The 16,424-nt window shown below is 61.7% G+C and carries 16 protein-coding genes and 1 riboswitch; of the genes, 8 read left to right on the top strand and 8 right to left on the bottom strand.

What is annotated here, in order from left to right:
* Window positions 1-47: 47 nt before the first annotated feature.
* Entirely contained in the window at window positions 48-698 is a 651-nt protein-coding gene (locus tag WDB88_RS00485) for a carbonic anhydrase (protein ID WP_339108268.1), read from the bottom strand.
* 247 nt (window positions 699-945) lie between these two features.
* Here WDB88_RS00485 and WDB88_RS00480 point away from each other — a divergent pair, with 247 nt between their 5' ends.
* The 3 genes from WDB88_RS00480 (at window position 946) to WDB88_RS00470 (ending at window position 3,710) form a co-directional block, all read left to right on the top strand.
* On the top strand, window positions 946-1,326 hold the full coding sequence (locus WDB88_RS00480) for a hypothetical protein (RefSeq protein WP_339108267.1): 381 nt from the start codon (window positions 946-948) through the stop codon (window positions 1,324-1,326).
* Between the two features lie 126 nt (window positions 1,327-1,452).
* Complete coding sequence (locus WDB88_RS00475) at window positions 1,453-2,856, top strand: leucyl aminopeptidase family protein (RefSeq protein ID WP_339108266.1); 1,404 nt, start codon at window positions 1,453-1,455, stop codon at window positions 2,854-2,856.
* Window positions 2,853-3,710: an NlpC/P60 family protein gene (locus tag WDB88_RS00470; RefSeq protein ID WP_339108265.1), complete on the top strand. Its 858-nt coding sequence runs from the start codon at window positions 2,853-2,855 to the stop codon at window positions 3,708-3,710. The genes WDB88_RS00475 and WDB88_RS00470 overlap by 4 nt, the downstream gene beginning before the upstream one ends.
* Here WDB88_RS00470 and WDB88_RS00465 read toward each other — a convergent pair.
* Window positions 3,707-4,045, bottom strand: coding sequence for a DUF2794 domain-containing protein (locus tag WDB88_RS00465; protein WP_339108264.1), 339 nt, complete (start codon window positions 4,043-4,045; stop codon window positions 3,707-3,709). The two genes, WDB88_RS00470 and WDB88_RS00465, sit on opposite strands and share 4 nt — an antisense overlap.
* A gap of 509 nt (window positions 4,046-4,554) precedes the next feature.
* Here WDB88_RS00465 and WDB88_RS00460 point away from each other — a divergent pair.
* The gene (locus tag WDB88_RS00460; protein WP_339108263.1) at window positions 4,555-4,989 is read left to right on the top strand and encodes a cytochrome c; all 435 of its coding nucleotides are present in this window, start codon (window positions 4,555-4,557) and stop codon (window positions 4,987-4,989) included.
* 183 nt (window positions 4,990-5,172) lie between these two features.
* Here WDB88_RS00460 and WDB88_RS00455 read toward each other — a convergent pair whose 3' ends face one another.
* The gene (locus WDB88_RS00455) at window positions 5,173-5,520 is read right to left on the bottom strand and encodes a hypothetical protein (protein WP_339108262.1); all 348 of its coding nucleotides are present in this window, start codon (window positions 5,518-5,520) and stop codon (window positions 5,173-5,175) included.
* A gap of 73 nt (window positions 5,521-5,593) precedes the next feature.
* Between WDB88_RS00455 and WDB88_RS00450 the strand changes: the two genes are divergently transcribed.
* Entirely contained in the window at window positions 5,594-6,724 is a 1,131-nt protein-coding gene (locus WDB88_RS00450; protein WP_339108261.1) for an S-(hydroxymethyl)glutathione dehydrogenase/class III alcohol dehydrogenase, read from the top strand.
* Window positions 6,725-6,806: 82 nt separating this feature from the next.
* Here WDB88_RS00450 and WDB88_RS00445 read toward each other — a convergent pair whose 3' ends face one another.
* The 4 genes from WDB88_RS00445 to WDB88_RS00430 all read right to left on the bottom strand — a co-directional run bounded on the left by WDB88_RS00445 (window position 6,807) and on the right by WDB88_RS00430 (window position 11,568).
* Window positions 6,807-7,517, bottom strand: coding sequence for an ATP-binding cassette domain-containing protein (locus WDB88_RS00445; protein WP_339108260.1), 711 nt, complete (start codon window positions 7,515-7,517; stop codon window positions 6,807-6,809).
* Window positions 7,501-9,036, bottom strand: coding sequence for a thiamine/thiamine pyrophosphate ABC transporter permease ThiP (locus WDB88_RS00440; RefSeq protein WP_339108259.1), 1,536 nt, complete (start codon window positions 9,034-9,036; stop codon window positions 7,501-7,503). The genes WDB88_RS00445 and WDB88_RS00440 overlap by 17 nt, the downstream gene beginning before the upstream one ends.
* On the bottom strand, window positions 9,015-10,019 hold the full coding sequence (thiB, locus tag WDB88_RS00435; protein ID WP_339108258.1) for a thiamine ABC transporter substrate binding subunit: 1,005 nt from the start codon (window positions 10,017-10,019) through the stop codon (window positions 9,015-9,017). The genes WDB88_RS00440 and thiB overlap by 22 nt, the downstream gene beginning before the upstream one ends.
* Before the next feature lie 34 nt (window positions 10,020-10,053).
* Window positions 10,054-10,157: riboswitch (TPP riboswitch) on the bottom strand.
* A 79-nt stretch (window positions 10,158-10,236) separates the two neighbouring features.
* Window positions 10,237-11,568 (bottom strand): dicarboxylate/amino acid:cation symporter, encoded by a 1,332-nt coding sequence (locus tag WDB88_RS00430; protein ID WP_339108257.1) that lies wholly within the window; start codon window positions 11,566-11,568, stop codon window positions 10,237-10,239.
* A gap of 216 nt (window positions 11,569-11,784) precedes the next feature.
* Here WDB88_RS00430 and aroC point away from each other — a divergent pair, with 216 nt between their 5' ends.
* From aroC to WDB88_RS00415, 3 genes are all read left to right on the top strand, one after another.
* Window positions 11,785-12,888 carry a chorismate synthase gene (gene aroC, locus WDB88_RS00425; protein WP_339108256.1) on the top strand — a complete coding sequence of 368 codons (1,104 nt, stop codon included), beginning with the start codon at window positions 11,785-11,787 and terminating at the stop codon, window positions 12,886-12,888.
* A 71-nt stretch (window positions 12,889-12,959) separates the two neighbouring features.
* On the top strand, window positions 12,960-14,672 hold the full coding sequence (locus WDB88_RS00420) for a hypothetical protein (protein WP_339108255.1): 1,713 nt from the start codon (window positions 12,960-12,962) through the stop codon (window positions 14,670-14,672).
* A 289-nt stretch (window positions 14,673-14,961) separates the two neighbouring features.
* Complete coding sequence (locus WDB88_RS00415; protein WP_339108254.1) at window positions 14,962-15,633, top strand: TetR/AcrR family transcriptional regulator; 672 nt, start codon at window positions 14,962-14,964, stop codon at window positions 15,631-15,633.
* Here WDB88_RS00415 and WDB88_RS00410 read toward each other — a convergent pair.
* A complete protein-coding gene (locus WDB88_RS00410; protein ID WP_339108253.1) occupies window positions 15,630-16,373 on the bottom strand; it encodes an NYN domain-containing protein in 744 nt (247 codons plus the stop codon). The genes WDB88_RS00415 and WDB88_RS00410 overlap by 4 nt on opposite strands.
* Between the last annotated feature and the right edge of the window lie 51 nt (window positions 16,374-16,424).

The raw sequence follows: 16,424 nt of genomic DNA, 5'->3' as shown, positions 1-16,424 counted from the left end.
CCTTAATCGCGAGTTAAGCGAACTTGCTCTTTTTTATTAAAACCGCCTCAGACGGCTTCAAACCCATTCTTGTTGGGGTTGTACTGGCGCAGATCACCGCTGCCGATGTCGTGCCACAGCCCGTGCAGCGTCATCTGACCCGATTCGACAGCCGCCGTGACAAAGGGGAAGGTCATCAGGTTTTCAAGGCTGACCATAACGGCCTCTTGTTCAAGCGCCGTGATTCGCTCTTCTTCCGGCAGATCCTTGACGCGTTCGAAGCCGGGACGCAGCAGGTTGAGCCAGGTGCCCACGAACGAGGTCTTGTCTTCCAGTTCGGGCGCATGGCCGGTGCACATCGCGTTGCACCCTGCCACGCCACCGCAATTCGAGTGGCCGAGCACGATCAGATGCGACACTTTCAGCGCCTGTACGGCATATTCCAGTGCGGCGGAGGTGCCGTGATGTTCGCCATCGGGCTCATAGGGCGGCACGAGGTTCGCGATATTACGGTGAATGAAGAACTCGCCCGAGTCGGCACCGAAGATCGAGGTGACATGCACACGCGAATCGCAGCACGAGATCACCATCGCACGCGGGCGCTGGCCCTCATCGGCGAGCTTTTTGTACCATACGGAATTTTCCGAATAGGTGGTTGCTTTCCAGCCGTGGAAGCGTTGCACCAAAGTCGGCGGCAACAGTTTTACACGTTCCCTCATGATCATCCCCTATAATGATTTCCCCTTACTTAGACCCGATACAAGGGGAGTTCGAGAGATTTTCCGGGGGTTAGGCAGAGTTTTTCCTAATTATGAAAGCTTTTCTTGAGACCTTTCCTGCATGGTGAATGTCGACCGTGGGGGTCATGGGGGGCAGGCTATACCTGCCAAAATGGGGTCCTTGAAAGCCATACGTGTTCTGTATGGTCAGTATGATGTGACCCGACGCAATGCGGAGGGTGCCAGTTTGGCAAATGTTACGAAATTGCGCTGCAATGAAACGGTGCGGATTGAACAGGCCCGGATCGTCGCGCTTTATGCCCAGTTGGGGCAGCAGGCAGCCGAACGGCTGATGGCCAGCGCAATCGAGGATCTGGCGATGCATATGGTTGCCATTGATGCCGCCGTGCAGAAAAACCAGCTCGGGGCGTTTGACGACGCCGTGACCTCGCTTATTCCGTTGGCGCGTCAGGTGGGAATGACCAAGCTGGAGCAGGTGACGCGGGATCTGCGGGACTGTATGCGGGCGCAGGATCTGGTGGCCTCGCGTGCTGTTTTGGCACGGTTGATGCGGATCGGGGACCGCTCGCTGAGCGAGGTTTGGGATCTGGAGGATATGAGCATCTAGGCGGGGGGCACCGCAGATCATGGTGCAAAGCCGCGTGAGAACGCGGCTGACGCTCCGGCGTGCTCTTGCAGGTGGCGCAGAGCAGGTTAGGCTGAGGCAAATGTCCAACCGATCCGGAAGCTTCTGATGTCTTTGCCTGTCCTGCCCGACCGTCCTGCCATGCGTTTCGCGCAAAGCGACGCACCGTTGCCGCTTTATATTACCGAAGGGGGGCTGCCGGCCGCGCTGACGGAGGCGCAGGTGGCATGGGCCAAGGCGCAAGGCTTTACCGGCGCTCTGGGGCAGATCTGTGTGCTTCCCGATGCCGAGGGGGGGCTGTCTGCGGCGCTTTTCGGCTGGGGCAGCGCGGCCAGCCGGGCGCGCGGGCGGTTCCATCTGGCGCGTGCGGCCACGGCCCTGCCCGAAGGCGTTTGGTCCTTGCAGGGCGATCTGTCGGGTGCCGCATCTGAAGAGGCGGCGCTTGGCTGGTTGCTGGCGGGCTATGCCTATGAGCGTTATGCCAAAGCTGCCGCGCCCAAGGCCCGCCTGCATTGTCCCGCAGGGCTGGATGCGGCGCGCCTTGAAGCGATAGCTGCAGGTGAAGCCCTGACCCGCGATCTGATCAATACGCCAGCCAATGATATGGGGCCGGAAGAGCTGGAGCGTGCGATCAAGGATCTGGCCGACCAGCACGGGGCCGAACTGAACTCGATCATCGGCGAGAAGCTGGTCGAGAAAGGATTTCCGCTGATTTACGCGGTGGGGCAGGCCAGCCCGCGGGCACCGCGACTGGTCGAGATGCGCTGGGGCAGCGAGGGGCCGGAACTGACGCTGGTGGGGAAGGGCGTGTGTTTCGATACGGGTGGTCTCAACCTCAAACCCGGCAGCTCGATGGGGCTGATGAAAAAGGATATGGGCGGGGCGGCCACGGTGCTGGGCCTTGCGCATATGATCATGGCCCTGAAACTGCCGCTGCGGCTGCGCGTTCTGGTGCCTGCGGTGGAAAATGCGGTGTCGGGCAATGCGTTCCGTCCGCAAGATGTCTATACCTCCCGCAAGGGGCTGACGGTCGAGATCAACAACACCGATGCCGAGGGCCGTCTGGTGCTGGCCGATGCGCTGGCCTATGCCGATGAGGAAAAGCCCGATCTGGTGCTTTGCATGGCCACCCTGACCGGCGCCGCCCGCGTGGCCTTGGGGCCGGACGTGCCGCCATTCTATACCGATGACGAGGATCTTGCCGCCGCGCTGGCAGAGGGGGCCGCGCAGGTTGCCGACCCGCTATGGCGGATGCCGTTCTGGTGCCCCTATGAGGACAAGATCGAACCCGGCATCGCCGATCTGGACAATGCGCCGGCAGGGGGGATGGCAGGCTCGATTACAGCGGCATTGTTCCTGCGCCGCTTCGTCACTGAAACCGAGGGCTTTGTCCATTTCGACATCTATGGCTGGCAACCTTCGGCGGCTCCGGCGCGACCGAAAGGGGGGGTGGGGCAGGGCGCGCGGGCCATTCTTGCGGCCTTGCCCGCCATGCTGGGGCTGCCCGCATGACGCCTGCCGGATGTGATCCCCTGCACGGGTTGGACAGGCGGCTGACCCCCTATTCCGGCTCGGTGGCACTGGTTGCCCTCAAGGGGAAAGTGGCCGCGATCAGCTTTACCGAGGGCCGGCCTGCGCGGGTCGCTGTGCCAGTGGTGGATCTATGTGACGCCCCCGCCGGAGCACGTGACCGGCAGCTTGTTTTCGGGGCGGGCGTGACCGTGATCGACGAACGCGCGGGATGGGCCTTCGTTCAGGCCGCAGCCGACCACTATTGCGGCTGGGTGCCTCTGACCGCTTTGGGGCAGGGCGGGGATGTCACCCATGTGGTCTGTGCCCCTGCCACCCATATCTATCGCGAGGCCTCCATCAAGCGCGGCGAGGTCATGGCCCTGCCGATCGGCGCAGGGCTTTGCGCGATACGGGAAGAGGGCGGCTTTGTCGTGACAGCGGAAGGCTTCGTGCCGCGCCAGCATCTGCGCGCGGTGACCGCCCCCGAGGCCGATCCTGTGGCCGTGGCCGAACGTCTGCTGGGGGCTCCCTATCTCTGGGGGGGGAACGGCTATGACGGGATCGACTGTTCGGGGCTCGTGCAGCTGTCTTACCGGCTTTGCGGTATCGCCTGTCCGGCCGATAGTGACCAGCAGTGGCACGGTTTCGGGCAGGTGCTTCCGGAAGAGGTTCCGGTTATCCGCGGGGATCTGTTCTTCTGGAAGGGGCATGTGGCGATGGCGGTCGATGACACGCGCCTGATCCATGCCAATGGCCACCATATGGCGGTCCGTTACGAACCGATCCGCGACACGATGGAGCGCATCGCCGCCTCCGGCGAGGGGATCTATCTGGGCCGCAAGCGCAGGCTCTAATCGATCGGGCGGATCAGCTTGCGCTCCAGAACCTGTAGCACCTGTGCAAGGTCATGGCCGCGTTTGAGGATCCGCCCGTCCATGCCGATCACCGAATACATCCCCTGCCGGTTGCGCAGGGCGGGGCGCTTTTCGATGCGGTAGATCGGGTATTCTGCCGCCCGGCGGAAGACCGAGAAAATCGCCACATCCCTGAGAAAGCTCATGCCGTAATCACGCCATTCACCAGCTGCGACCATGCGGCCATAGACCGAGAGGATGACCGAAAGCTCGTGGCGGTCGAAGGCGATTTGCGGTGTGCCTCCGGAAAGAGGCGGCATATTTTGCACTGTCATGGGGCCAGCCTGCCACCGCTTTGCGTTTCGCGCAATCTTTTCCAAGGGGCCGCAGCACGGCGCGGGTGCCATTATGAGCGGAAAGTGAATGCGGTTAATCAATTCTTGGTTTAGCCAGATTCCGGTCTTGAAATGACCTTTTTGCCCCCTCGAAGGTGCCGCGATCCGCTGTCAGGAAAGAGAGAGCGAAAGCAAACGCTCTGTTCCGGTGCCGCAGTTAACAGCCCCCACCCAGTATGCGGCACCGGAACAGTCTTTCCCCCTCTTTGCGATCCATGCCTTTCGGGCCGAACTGCACAGGCCAGTTGCGGCGGGGCCTGCCCGATTGCGGATGACCGGCTGTGCAGGGCGCGTTCAGATGGGCGCGGGCCTTTCGTGGGCGGTTTTCCTCGTGGGGGGGGCGGGCTGACGGAAAACCTGTTTTGTCTCACAGCGGAGGCTGGCATAGTGTCCAGGATGTGCAGAGCCATTACGCGTCTTCGCATAAGCTATTTCACAAGGAGCCACAGATGCAGCGTTTCATTACTTTTTCCGCAGCGGTCCTGCTGATGGGCAGCTCGGTCGCGGCGGTGTATGCCGATGTCGCAGATCCGACGGTCAAAGCCTGGCAGGACGGAATGAAAGAGCTGCGTCAGTCGTCCAATATTCTGGGCGATATGGCCAAGGGCAAAAGCAGCTTTGATGCCGAGATCGCGGCCTCTGCCGCTTCGGCGCTGAAGGAAGAGGCCAAGAAGGTGGCGCCTTTGTTCGAAGCCAAGGCCACAGACCCTGAATCGGAAGCCAAATCCAGCATCTGGGACAACTGGGAGGCCTTCACCTCTCATGCCACCGATCTCGAGGTCGCCTCGGCGCAGATGGACACCTCGTCTCTGGCGGGCGTGCGGGAAGGGATGCAGGCGGTTGGTGCGGCCTGCGGCGGCTGCCATAAGCAGTTCAAGGAATAACCGTGCCTCTTGCGGGCGGGGTTTTGGCCCTGTCCGCAAAGGCGCTGTCCGTAAAGCCTGTCGGCCCCGCAATGGGCCGCAGGGGCCGTGCCGCCCGTGTCCGGCGTCACGGGCGCGGGTCGGATTGGCAGGCCGCAATCCCGCCAATCCCGCAGCTCGCGCCAAGATGCGCGACGCGCATTCTCAACCGCAATCTACGTTATAGACATTGCCTGCCTCGTCGAGGCGGAAGACGATCCGATGCGGTTGGTAAAGCTGGTCTTCCACACCGCGCCATTCGACCACGCGGTATTTCGTGTCACCAAGCGGCAGGGTCGAGACGACGCTGCCCGGCTGGCCAAGCACATAAGAATAGGCTTTGGCCCCGCAAAGATCGGGCTCGCGTTCGTTCAGCCCGTCGGCGGAATTTTCCGGCTGGATCAGGGCTTGAGCTGATTCGGGGAGGATCGGGGTCGGGGCCAGTTCTTGTTGGGAAGGCTGGCAGGCGGCCAATAGGCCAATCGCTGCGAAGGCGTAAACTCGGGTCAACATGTCGCTCTCTTGCTTGTGTTTGCGCGCATTGTGCCTCAGGTTCGGATAAAATTCCATATGACGGAGAAGGCCAATGAGAACCCGTGCTGCTGTTGCACTAGAGGCAGGTAAGCCCTTGGAAATTATGGAAGTGGAGCTTGATCCGCCGAAGAAGGGGGAGGTGTTGGTCGAGATCAAGGCCACGGGCCTATGCCATACGGATGCCTTCACGCTCTCGGGCGCGGACCCCGAGGGGCTTTTTCCGTCGATTCTCGGCCATGAGGGCGCGGGCGTCGTGATCGAGGTGGGCGAGGGCGTGACCACGCTCAAACCGGGCGATCACGTGATCCCGCTCTATACGCCCGAGTGCCGCGAGTGCCCCTCCTGCCGCTCGGGCAAGACCAACCTCTGCACCGCGATCCGCAATACCCAAGGTCAGGGGCTGATGCCCGATGGGACGACGCGCTTCCATATGCTGGATGGCACGCCGATCTATCACTACATGGGCTGTTCGACCTTTGCCCAGCATACCGTGATGCCGGAAATCGCTTTGGCGAAAGTGCGTGAGGACGCGCCTTTCGACAAGATCTGCTATATCGGCTGCGGCGTGACCACCGGCATCGGTGCGGTGATCAATACCGCAGGTGTCGAGATCGGCTCGACCGCGGCAGTGTTCGGCTTGGGCGGGATCGGTCTGAACGTCATTCAGGGGCTGCGGATGGCGGGGGCCGATATGATCATCGGCGTTGACCTGAATGACGACAAGGCCGAGATGGCCAAGAAATTCGGCATGACCCATTTCGTGAATCCTTCGAAGATCGAAGGCAGTGTCGTGCAGGAGATCGTCAATCTGACGAAGAAGGGCGATGACCAGATCGGTGGCGTGGATTATTCGTTCGATGCGACCGGCAACGTCAAGGTCATGCGCGATGCGCTGGAATGTTCGCATCGTGGCTGGGGTGTGTCGGTGATTATCGGTGTGGCGCCGGCAGGGGCCGAGATTTCGACCCGCCCGTTCCAGCTGGTCACCGGCCGCGTCTGGAAGGGCACCGCCTTTGGGGGCGCCAAGGGCCGGACCGACGTGCCGAAGTTTGTTGACTGGTATATGGATGGTAAGATCGAGATCGATCCGATGATCACCCATGTTCTGAAGCTGGAGGAGATCAACCACGGCTTCGACCTGATGCATGAGGGCAAGTCGATCCGCGCGGTCGTGCAATACTGAGCTCGGCTTAGGCCGATGGGAAGGAGGGGGCGCTCGCGCCCCCTCTTTGCGTTTCCCGCAAATTCACCCCCTGAGGATATTTCTAGCAGCTGGAAGCAGACGTGCCGAGATAGCGGCGGAGCGCTTCGGGGGGGTGTGACAGAAGGCGGTCTGTCGGTTCTGGCGGATAGGCGCGGCCCTCTGCTACGAGGATTGTTTGCGGGCAGAGTTGGCGCGCATCTTCGGGGTCATGGGTGACCATGAGGATGGTGAAATCATGGTGTCTGGCGAGGGTTTCGGTGAGGTGGAGCATCTCGGTTTTCAATGCGGGGCCGAGGGCTGCGAAGGCCTCGTCGAGGAGGAGGAGGGGGCGGTTGCGCAGGAGCGCGCGGGCAAGGGCTGCGCGGCTTTGCTGACCGCCCGAGAGTTCGGCGGGGCGGCGGGTGCCCAGATCCTGCAGGCCCGTGGCGGCAAGGACGTTTTCGATGCGCTGGTGATCTTCGGGCGAGAGGCGCAGGCGCGGCGAGATTCCGAGGCCGAGATTTTGCGCGATGCTGAGATGGGGGAACAGGTTCTGGTCCTGAAACAGGATCGAGAGCGGGCGTTTGCCCGGCGGGATCTGGACAAGATCCTGCCCCTGCCAGAGCACACGTCCCCGTTCCGGCGCGAAGAGGCCGGCAATGGCGGCAAGCAGGGTGGATTTGCCCGCGCCCGAAGGCCCGATCAGTGCGGTATGCTGGCCTTGTTCGATGTTCAGGTTGGCCTCGAGGTGCCAGTCGTTTTGCGTCAGGCGCAGGTTATCGAGGGTCAGCATGATGTCCGATCCGGTCGAAAAGGGCGAAGAGCCCGAAGGTGAGTGTCAGAAGCAATGTGGCGGCGGCGGCGGCCTGATCCAGCCGGTAGCTGCCCATCAGCTGGAAGATCGCCAGCGGCAGGGTGCGGGTCTGGCCATCGGAGAAGAGGGTGATGACACCCAGATCGCCCATCGAGAAGGCGCAGGCCAGCCCTGCGGAAAAGCCCAAGGGACGGGCGAGGCGGGGCAGGGTGAGCCGCCGCAATTTGGCCCATCCGCTTAGGTCCAAGGATGTGGCGAGCCGGTCGTAATCGGCTTGCAGGGATTGGATTTCGGGCAGCAGAAGGCGGGTGATGAAGGGCAGGGACAGCGTGGCGTTGACCACCAGTGTGACCGGCACGAGGAGGCTTGTCGGTGCGGCAAAGGGCTGGATCAGCAGGAAAAGTCCTGTGCCCAGCACCAGCCCCGAGGCGGCCAGTGGCAGCATGGCGGAGCCTTCCGCCCAGCGATGGCGCGGGGCCGCCAGTGCCAGAGGGAGGGCCAATGCCAGCGCCAGCACGGTGGAGCCGAGTGCGATGGTCAGCGAGGTGGCCGCGGCTTTCCAGACCATAAGGGGCAGGGCCGGAAAGGCGGGCAGGCCACGCCAGAGGATCAAACCGATGGGCAGTAGAAGAAACAGTGCGGCAAGGACGATGATGGCTGCATCGCCCGACCGTTGCCAGAGGCTTGACGGGCCATAGAGGGTGGGGCGGTCCAGCCCTGCGCCGAAGCCCGTGGGGGCCGAGATCTTGGCCCCGATCCCCACGGCCAGCACGCAGAGCGCGACCTGCACCAGCGCGAGGCTTGCGGCGCGGCCTGTATCGTAATCGAAGCGGAACGCTTGGTAGATGGCCAGCTCGACCGTGGTGGCCGAGGGGCCTCCGCCCAAGGTCAGCGCAACGGCGAAGCTGCCCAGACAGACGAGGAAGATGGCGATGAAGGCGCCGGGCAGGGTGGCGCGCAGCATCGGGGTTTCGATGTGGCGGCGTCGGGCGGGGCCGTCGAAATCCAGCATCATGGCAAGGCGCAGGCGTTCGGCGGGGATGGCCTGCCAGCCTTGCAGCACCATGCGGGTGGCCAGTGGCAGGTTGAAGAACACATGGGCCAGAATGACCCCATGCGCGCCATAGATGGTCATTGTCGGCAGACCGAGCGCGCCGAGCGCCTGATTGAGCAGCCCGCTACGGCCGAAGACCGCCAGCAGTCCCAGAATGGCGGCGATGACCGGCAGGATGAAGGGCGCACCAAGTGCGGTGATCAGCACGCTGCGCCCGATAAACCGCCGCCGCGCAAGCGCCCGCGCCAGAGGCACCGCCAGCACACAGGAGATCAGCGCCGACGCCGCCGCCTGCCAGAGTGTGAACCACAGCGCCTGCAGGTCCGACCCGCGCAACCCCGTAAGACCGCCCCCGTGCAGGGCGGTCATCAGGATCGGCCCCAGCACCAGAAGCGCGGGGACCAGAGCGACGCAAGCCGCAATCAGCGGAACGCGGCGAGCCATTCGTCCAGTGCGGGCTGGCGCAGGGCCTCGGCCTCGTCTTCGCTATAGAAGATGGTCTTGTTCGGGCGCGGCAGGCTGGCGAATTCGGGCGGCAGGAAGCCTTCTTTGATGATGGCCGGATAGGACCAGTTGGCGGTGGCGATCATCCCCTGGAAATCATCCGACAGCACGTAATCCATGAAATCCTGCGCCAGTTCGGGATGTTTGGAGGTTTTCAGCTGTCCCACCAGCTCGGCCATGAAATAATGGCCTTCCGGGAAGATCGCGGCGGCTTTGGTGTTATCGTGCTCGGCGATGATGTGATAGGCCGGCGATGTGGTATAGGACAGCACCATATCCACCTCGCCATCCGTGAAGAGGCCGTAGCTTTCCGACCAGCCGGGGGTCACGGTTAGCACTTTGGGTTTGAGCTTGGCCCATGCTTCGGGCGCGCGATCACCATAGACGGCCTTGACCCAGAGCAGCAGCGCCAGCCCCGAAACGGACGAGCGCGGGTCCTGGATGGCGATCTTCAGATCATCGGGGGCATCCAGCAGTTCCTCGAAGCTTTTCGGCGGGTTTTTCAGTTTGGTCTTGTCATAGACAAAGGCAGTTTCGCCCCAGTTGAACGGGATGAAGGTGTCATCGGTCCATTTGATCGGCAGGGTCAGGCGCGAATTGTCTTCATGCGAGGGCGCGAAGAGGCCGGTCTTGCGGGCACGGGCGGTCTGGTCGGTATTGAGGCCGATCACGATATCCGCTTTGGTCTTGTCGCCTTCGAGCATGAGGCGCGAAAGCACGTCACCGGCCACGAATTGCAGGTCGCAGCCGCATCTGGCCTCGAACCCTTTTTCGATCTGCGGGCCGGGACCCCATTCCGAGGTGAAATAATCGGGCGCATAGACCGTGAGAACGGGCAGGTCTTCGGCCTGAGCGCCGCCGGTCGTGGCTGCCAGAAGGGCTGTGCCCGCCACAAGGCGAAGGGCCGTAAGGGGTCGTTTCATCTATGCTCCTCCAATCCGCAGGGGAAGGAGGGCGCGACAGTCCCGTGACCTTCCCTCCGCCGGTGCTAGCCGGTTCAGGTTCGACGGGTTCGCCTTTGGCATCTCAGCCGGACCAAACCGGCACCCCGAGGTGATAGGGCTGTTCTAGTGCAGGGGCCGCATTCGGGCAAGCGCCCCCTGCCGTGTCGTACTGGCCGCTCAAACCGGAGCGCGCCGCTTAATGCGGGCGGGCCAGATGGGCCAGTTTCTCTTCGGCGGCGGGGTCGATGCCCAGATCGTCATCCGCGGTGCCTGCAAGAGGGTTCTCGTAGGTAGCGATGTCAAGCTGGCCTTCGGTTTTGGCCACAATGGCGGTCACCACGGCATCCCCTGTGATATTGACGGCGGTGCGGATCATATCCATCAGCCGGTCAACGCCCAAGATCAGCGCGATGCCCTCGATCGGCAGGCCGACCTGTCCCAGCACCATCGTCAGCATGACAAGCCCCACGCCGGGCACGCCTGCGGTGCCGATCGAGGCCAGAACCGCCATAGCGATCACGGTCAGGTAGCCGGTCAGCCCCAGATCGATGCCGTAGACATTGGCCAGAAAGACCGTGGCCACACCCTGCATGATCGCGGTGCCGTCCATGTTGATCGTGGCCCCGAAAGGAATGCAGAACGACGCCACCGAATTGCGCGCGCCCATACGCTCGGTCACGCAGCGCAGGGTCACCGGAATGGTGGCATTCGAGGAGGCGGTCGAGAAGGCGAAGATCTGTGCCGGACGGATCTTGCGAATGAAGGTGATCGGGCTTAGCCCCGAGAACAGCTTCAAGATCACCATCAGCGTGACAAACAGGTGCAGCAGAAGCGCGCCGGTCAGGGTCAGCACATAGGCCAGCACCGGCAGGAACAGGTCGATCCCCTGTTCTGCGAAGGTCTTGGTGATCAGGCAGAACACGCCCAAAGGCGCGAAGGCCATGACGATGGAGACGATCTTCATCATCACCTCGTTCATATATTCACAGCCCTCGACGAATTTGTCCGATTTCTCGCCCAGCATCAGCACTGCCACGCCCAGCACGATGGTATAGAAGATGATCTGCAACATCTCGCCGCTGGCAAAGGCCTGAACCGGATTGGTCGGCACGATCGAGGCGAAGACATCCCAGACCGAAGGGGCCGTTTTGGCACTAATGCCCGAGGTGTCGATGCCCTCCATTGTGAAGCCTTGGCCCGGCCCGACAATCTTGGCGATGAGAATGGCGATGGCGATGGCGATGGCGGTGGTCACGATATAAAGCCCGAAGCTTTTGCCGCCAACACGCCCCAGCACGCGGATATCGCCGATCCCTGTCACGCCGCAGATCAGCGAGAAGAAGACCAGCGGCACCACCAGCATTTTCAGCGCGTTGACAAACATCTTCCCGATCATCGCGAGAAGGCCGCCGGTGATATAGGTCGAAATGAAACCGGATTGGATCTGGTTGAAAATGACCCCCAGAACGATGCCCGCGCCCATCGCAACCATGATCTGCGTCGTCAGTGATACGCGTTTATGAACCATGCAACACTCTCCCCCTTTGTGATGCTTTCAGTCTGCCTATAGGTGATCGGCCCGGGCGAGGCCATTAAAACCCAAGCATGCCCATCATGATATCTTCAGCCCTGATTGCCTAGAGGGGATGCAGTTGCTACATCGGTGCCGGGCTTTTATGCAGGCTGGAATCGACCGCCGCAGGAGCTTTTGCCGGATCTGGCGCGCATAACAGGGAGATGCCTCATGTCGTATAATACCTTCGGACATCTGTTCCGCGTGACCACTTGGGGCGAAAGCCACGGGCCGGCGCTTGGCGCGACGGTGGATGGCTGCCCTCCGGGGATCGAGATCTCGGAAGAGTTCATTCAGGTCTTCCTTGACCGCCGCCGTCCGGGCCAGTCGAAAGAAACCACCCAGCGCAAGGAACCCGATGCGGTGCGTATCCTGTCGGGCGTGTTCGAGGGAAAAACCACCGGCACCCCGATCCAGCTGATGATCGAGAATACCGACCAGCGGTCGAAGGATTACGGCGAGATCGCCCGCCAGTTCCGCCCCGGTCATGCCGATCTGGCCTATTTCCAGAAATACGGCATCCGCGATTACCGTGGCGGCGGACGGTCCTCGGCGCGGGAAACGGCGGCGCGGGTGGCGGCAGGGGGTGTCGCGCAGGCCGTGCTGCGCCAGCTGGTGCCCGATCTGAAGATCACCGGCTATATGGTGCAGATGGGCGTGAAACATATCAACCGCGCGCGGTTCGACGAAGCCCAGATCCTGCAGAACCCCTTCTTCATCCCCGATGCGGATGTGGTCGATGAATGGGCCGATTACCTGCAGGCGATCCGCAAGCAGCATTCCTCGGTCGGCGCCAAGATCGAGGTGGTGGCCACCGGCGTTCCCGCAGGGCTTGGCGCGCCGATCTATGCCAAGATGGATACCGATCTGGCGGCGGCGATGATGTCGATCAATGCCGTGAAAGGCGTCGAGATCGGCGAGGGCATGGATGCCGCCAATCTGACCGGCATCGAGAATGCCGACGAGATCGTCATGGGCGAGAACGGGCCGGAATACCTGACCAACCATGCGGGCGGCATCTTGGGCGGGATCACCACGGGCCAGCCGGTTGTGGTGCGCTTCTCGGTCAAGCCGACCTCGTCGATTCTCACCCCGCGCCGTTCGATCAACCTTGATGGCGAGGCGGTCGAGGTGGTGACCAAGGGCCGCCATGATCCTTGCGTGGGTATTCGGGCCGTGCCTGTTGCCGAAGCGATGACAGCTTGTGTCATTCTGGACCATCTGTTGATGGACCGTGGACAAACGAGCGGGATTCGGGGTGAAGTCGGTAAATAAAACTTTACCGCATCCATAAATATTATAATCCTCGCATTATTACGGGCCTTTGCCTGATTGTGGGGATTATTATGTCTTATATTCTGGGGAGCTCTGCGGCTGACGAGATCACCGCCGGTTTTGTTGATGCGAATGGGGTGACGCTCGATTACACGGGCAGCGCCACTTGGGAAACCTTTCTCAATATCTGGGCAGGTCGTGGCAATGACCGCGTGACCGGTGTGGAGGGGCGCACCATCGTTCATGGTCAGGCCGGAGACGATTATCTCTCGGGCAGCAATCTGGTTGCGACGCCCAGCCTCGACCATTTCTACCCCCAGCTTTTTGGCGATGAGGGCAATGACACGATCGAAGGGTCGGGGAATGTGCTGTTCAACGGCAATGCGGGCAACGACACGATTACATGGTCCGGTCAGGGCTATGCGTCCTTGTCGGGCGAGTATGGCGATGATGTGATCACCGCCAATATGACGGCAGTGGGGGCCGAGTCTGCGCGGATCTTCACCGGACAGGGTGCGGATACCGTCAATATCACGCTGGGCGATAATGATACGGCCTCGGTGTTTCTGGCTGAAACCGAGGCCGCAGCGGATGTTGTCAATGTTACCTCCGATATCGATGCCGAGACGGGTGGCCTTGTCGATTTGGGCAGCGATTTCGACCCCTCGATGGACACGCTTGTTGTGAATGGTGTGACATATAGCGGCGACGATCTGTCGGCATTGGTGGCCGATCCCGAGAATGCGGAAGGGGTCGATATCAGCAGCGCGACCGAATATTCGGGGAATTTCACCTATCTTGCGTTCTCGGGGAACGATGAAGGGGGGCCGGTGACCATCCGTTTGTCTTCCGACATTTTCGCCGATGAGGAATCGAGCGAGGAGGCCGCGACCGATCCGGGCGCGGGCACCGGTGAAGAGGCGACCCTCTCGGACAATCGTGTCGATGGCACCGAAGAGGCGGATTTCATGCAGGATCTCTATGTCGATGCCGATGGCGATTCGACAGCCGATACGGTGCGGATCAACGGCTTTGGGGGCGATGATTACATCCGTGTCAAAAGTGGTCTGTCGCATATCATCGGGGGCGGCGAGGGCAATGACAGCCTGTATGCGGTCAGCGGCGAGCATCATCTGGCCGGTGAGGCAGGCGATGACCTGATCGTTGGCGGCAATGACACCTGTCTGCTGGAAGGCGGCAAGGGGGATGACACGCTTGTGGGGTATCTCGATCACGGGGCTGATCACGTGATGCATCTGGGCAAGGGCAATGACGTGGTGGATTTGCGCGGCGCTTCCGATACGGCGACATCCAATGTGACGGTCACGGATTTCCGCTTCGGGGAAGATGTGCTGATGTTTGATGGCGAGGCGGTCGATTTCTCGGCTCTGCCCGATGACGTCTCCGGCGCGGATGACGAGGATGGCAATCTTGTCCTGTCGTTCCATGATGATGATAGCGTGACCCTGCAAGGCCAGTCGGTTGCCTCCATGCAAAGCTATGGTGCAAAGTTGCAGGCCGCCAAGGACGCGCAACTGGCGGATGGCTGGTCCGATGACAGCGCGGCCGAAGATGACAGCGCCGCCTGGGCCGAGCTGGAAGACGAGAGCACCGAAGCGCAGGCCGATGCCTCTGACAGCGAGGAGAGCACCGAGGCACTCGATGAGACCACGAGCGAGACCCAGACCGCCGTGGCCGATCTTGCCGATATCCCGACTGTGCCGGTTGCCGAAGATGGCGATACCGAGGACGAAGACGAGGACGAGGCACTTGCGGATGCCTAAACGGCCCGCGTTTTACTGATCGGGAAGGCCGCCCCTCGGGGTGGCCTTTTGAGATGGGTCGCCATGAGATTCGCAGCCTCGCCCGTTGGTATCCTTCTTTCGGACATGCGGCGGATGCCGTGCCTTGCGGATATCGCCCCTGCGCAGGATGTGGGTCGGGCGGTGGCCTATCGCGCCGGCATGATAGGCTTTGGAGACACGGCGGCGGATGGCTTTTCTTGCCCGTTGAAGGGACCCGCTTCCCCTTCTGAACCGTTCTGTCTATCATGATGGAAAGAAGGGGACTTTGATGACGCATTCTCCGAAACAGCCTGCCATGGAAACATGTATCCGCCGAGGGCGGAAATTCGATCAGGTGCTCGAAGGGGCGCGCAAGGTGTTCTTGCGGGACGGGTTCGAGGGAGCCTCGGTGGATGACATCGCCCGCGAGGCAGGGGTCTCCAAGGCGACCCTTTACAGCTATGTTCCTGACAAGCGCTTGTTATTTATGGTTTTCGCCCAGCAGGAATGTGCCATGCAGGCGCAATCCAGCATGTCTCCGATGGAGGCGATGGACGCGCCGATCGAGGTGGTCCTGACAGGGGCGGCAGAAAAGCTGACAACCTATATTTTCTCTGATTTCGGGCGGGATATCTTCCGGATCTGCGTGGCCGAAGCCGAGCGTTTTCCCGAGGTCGGACGGCAGTTCTACGCCACCGGCCATGTCGTTGTCTGCGACAAGCTAGTGGGCCTTATGCGCCGCGGCGCGGAACGCGGCGAGTTGAAGATCGAGGATTTCGACTTTGCCGCCGAGCAGTTTCTGGAACTGTGCAAGGCCAATCTGCATGCCAAGATCGTCTTCGGCCTGCCGGAGATGCTGACCGAAGACTGCCGCCAGCGCACCGTCAAGGAGGCCGTGGCGATGTTCATGGCGCGCTATGGCACCAAATGTCATTGCCAGACAGAGGGCGGCGCCTCCTAAGCGCGGTCGCGCACCTGAATGTGGTTCCCTTCGCCCTTGCGCACCTCGAAGCGGCCCGTCTGGCGGATCAGATCCGACAGCTTGGCTGCGCCATAGGTGCGGGTGTCGAAATCGGGATTGGCCTGTGTGATGAACTGACCGATCTGGCCAAGGGAATACCACTCCTCTTCCAGCCCGATCCGTTTGATCGCAGCGGCAATCAACGGAATGGCCTCCTTGGCGCCCAGTTTTTCGACGGGGGCGAGACGGGGGGTGACATCGGTGGGCTCGGGGGATGCGGTCTCGCCCAGATTCTCGACATAGATGAAGCGTTTGCAGGCATTGCGGAAGGCCTCGGGGGTCTTTTTCTCGCCGATGCCGAACACATCTAGCCCCTGTTCGCGGATACGCTGGGCAAGGCGGGTGAAATCGCTATCCGAGGATACCAGCACGAACCCGTCGAACCGCCCCGAATGCAGGAAATCCATCGCGGCAATCACCAGCGCGATATCCGAGGCATTCTTGCCCTTGGTATTGGCAAATTGCTGGTCCGCGACCAGCCCCAGAACATTGGCCTTCTTGGCCCAGCCGCCCAGTCGTTGGGCTGACCAGTCGCCATAGATCCGGCGCACGCTGGCCTCGCCCAAGCCCGAAATCTCTTCAAAAATCGCTTCGGCATGGGCGTGGGGCATATTATCGGCATCGATCAGGACGCAAAGGCGGGCGGTGCGGTGAAGCTCGTGGCGTTGGGTGTCGGGCATGTGATCCTCTTTTGCCCCAAGCTAGCGCATTCTATCGCAAAGGAAAACGCG

This window comes from Thioclava sp. GXIMD4216 (genome assembly GCF_037949285.1).
In the GTDB taxonomy this organism is placed as follows: Bacteria; Pseudomonadota; Alphaproteobacteria; order Rhodobacterales; family Rhodobacteraceae; genus Thioclava; species Thioclava litoralis.
Note: the sequence above shows the minus strand (reverse complement) of the source record. Positions and strands in the feature narration are given on the sequence as shown.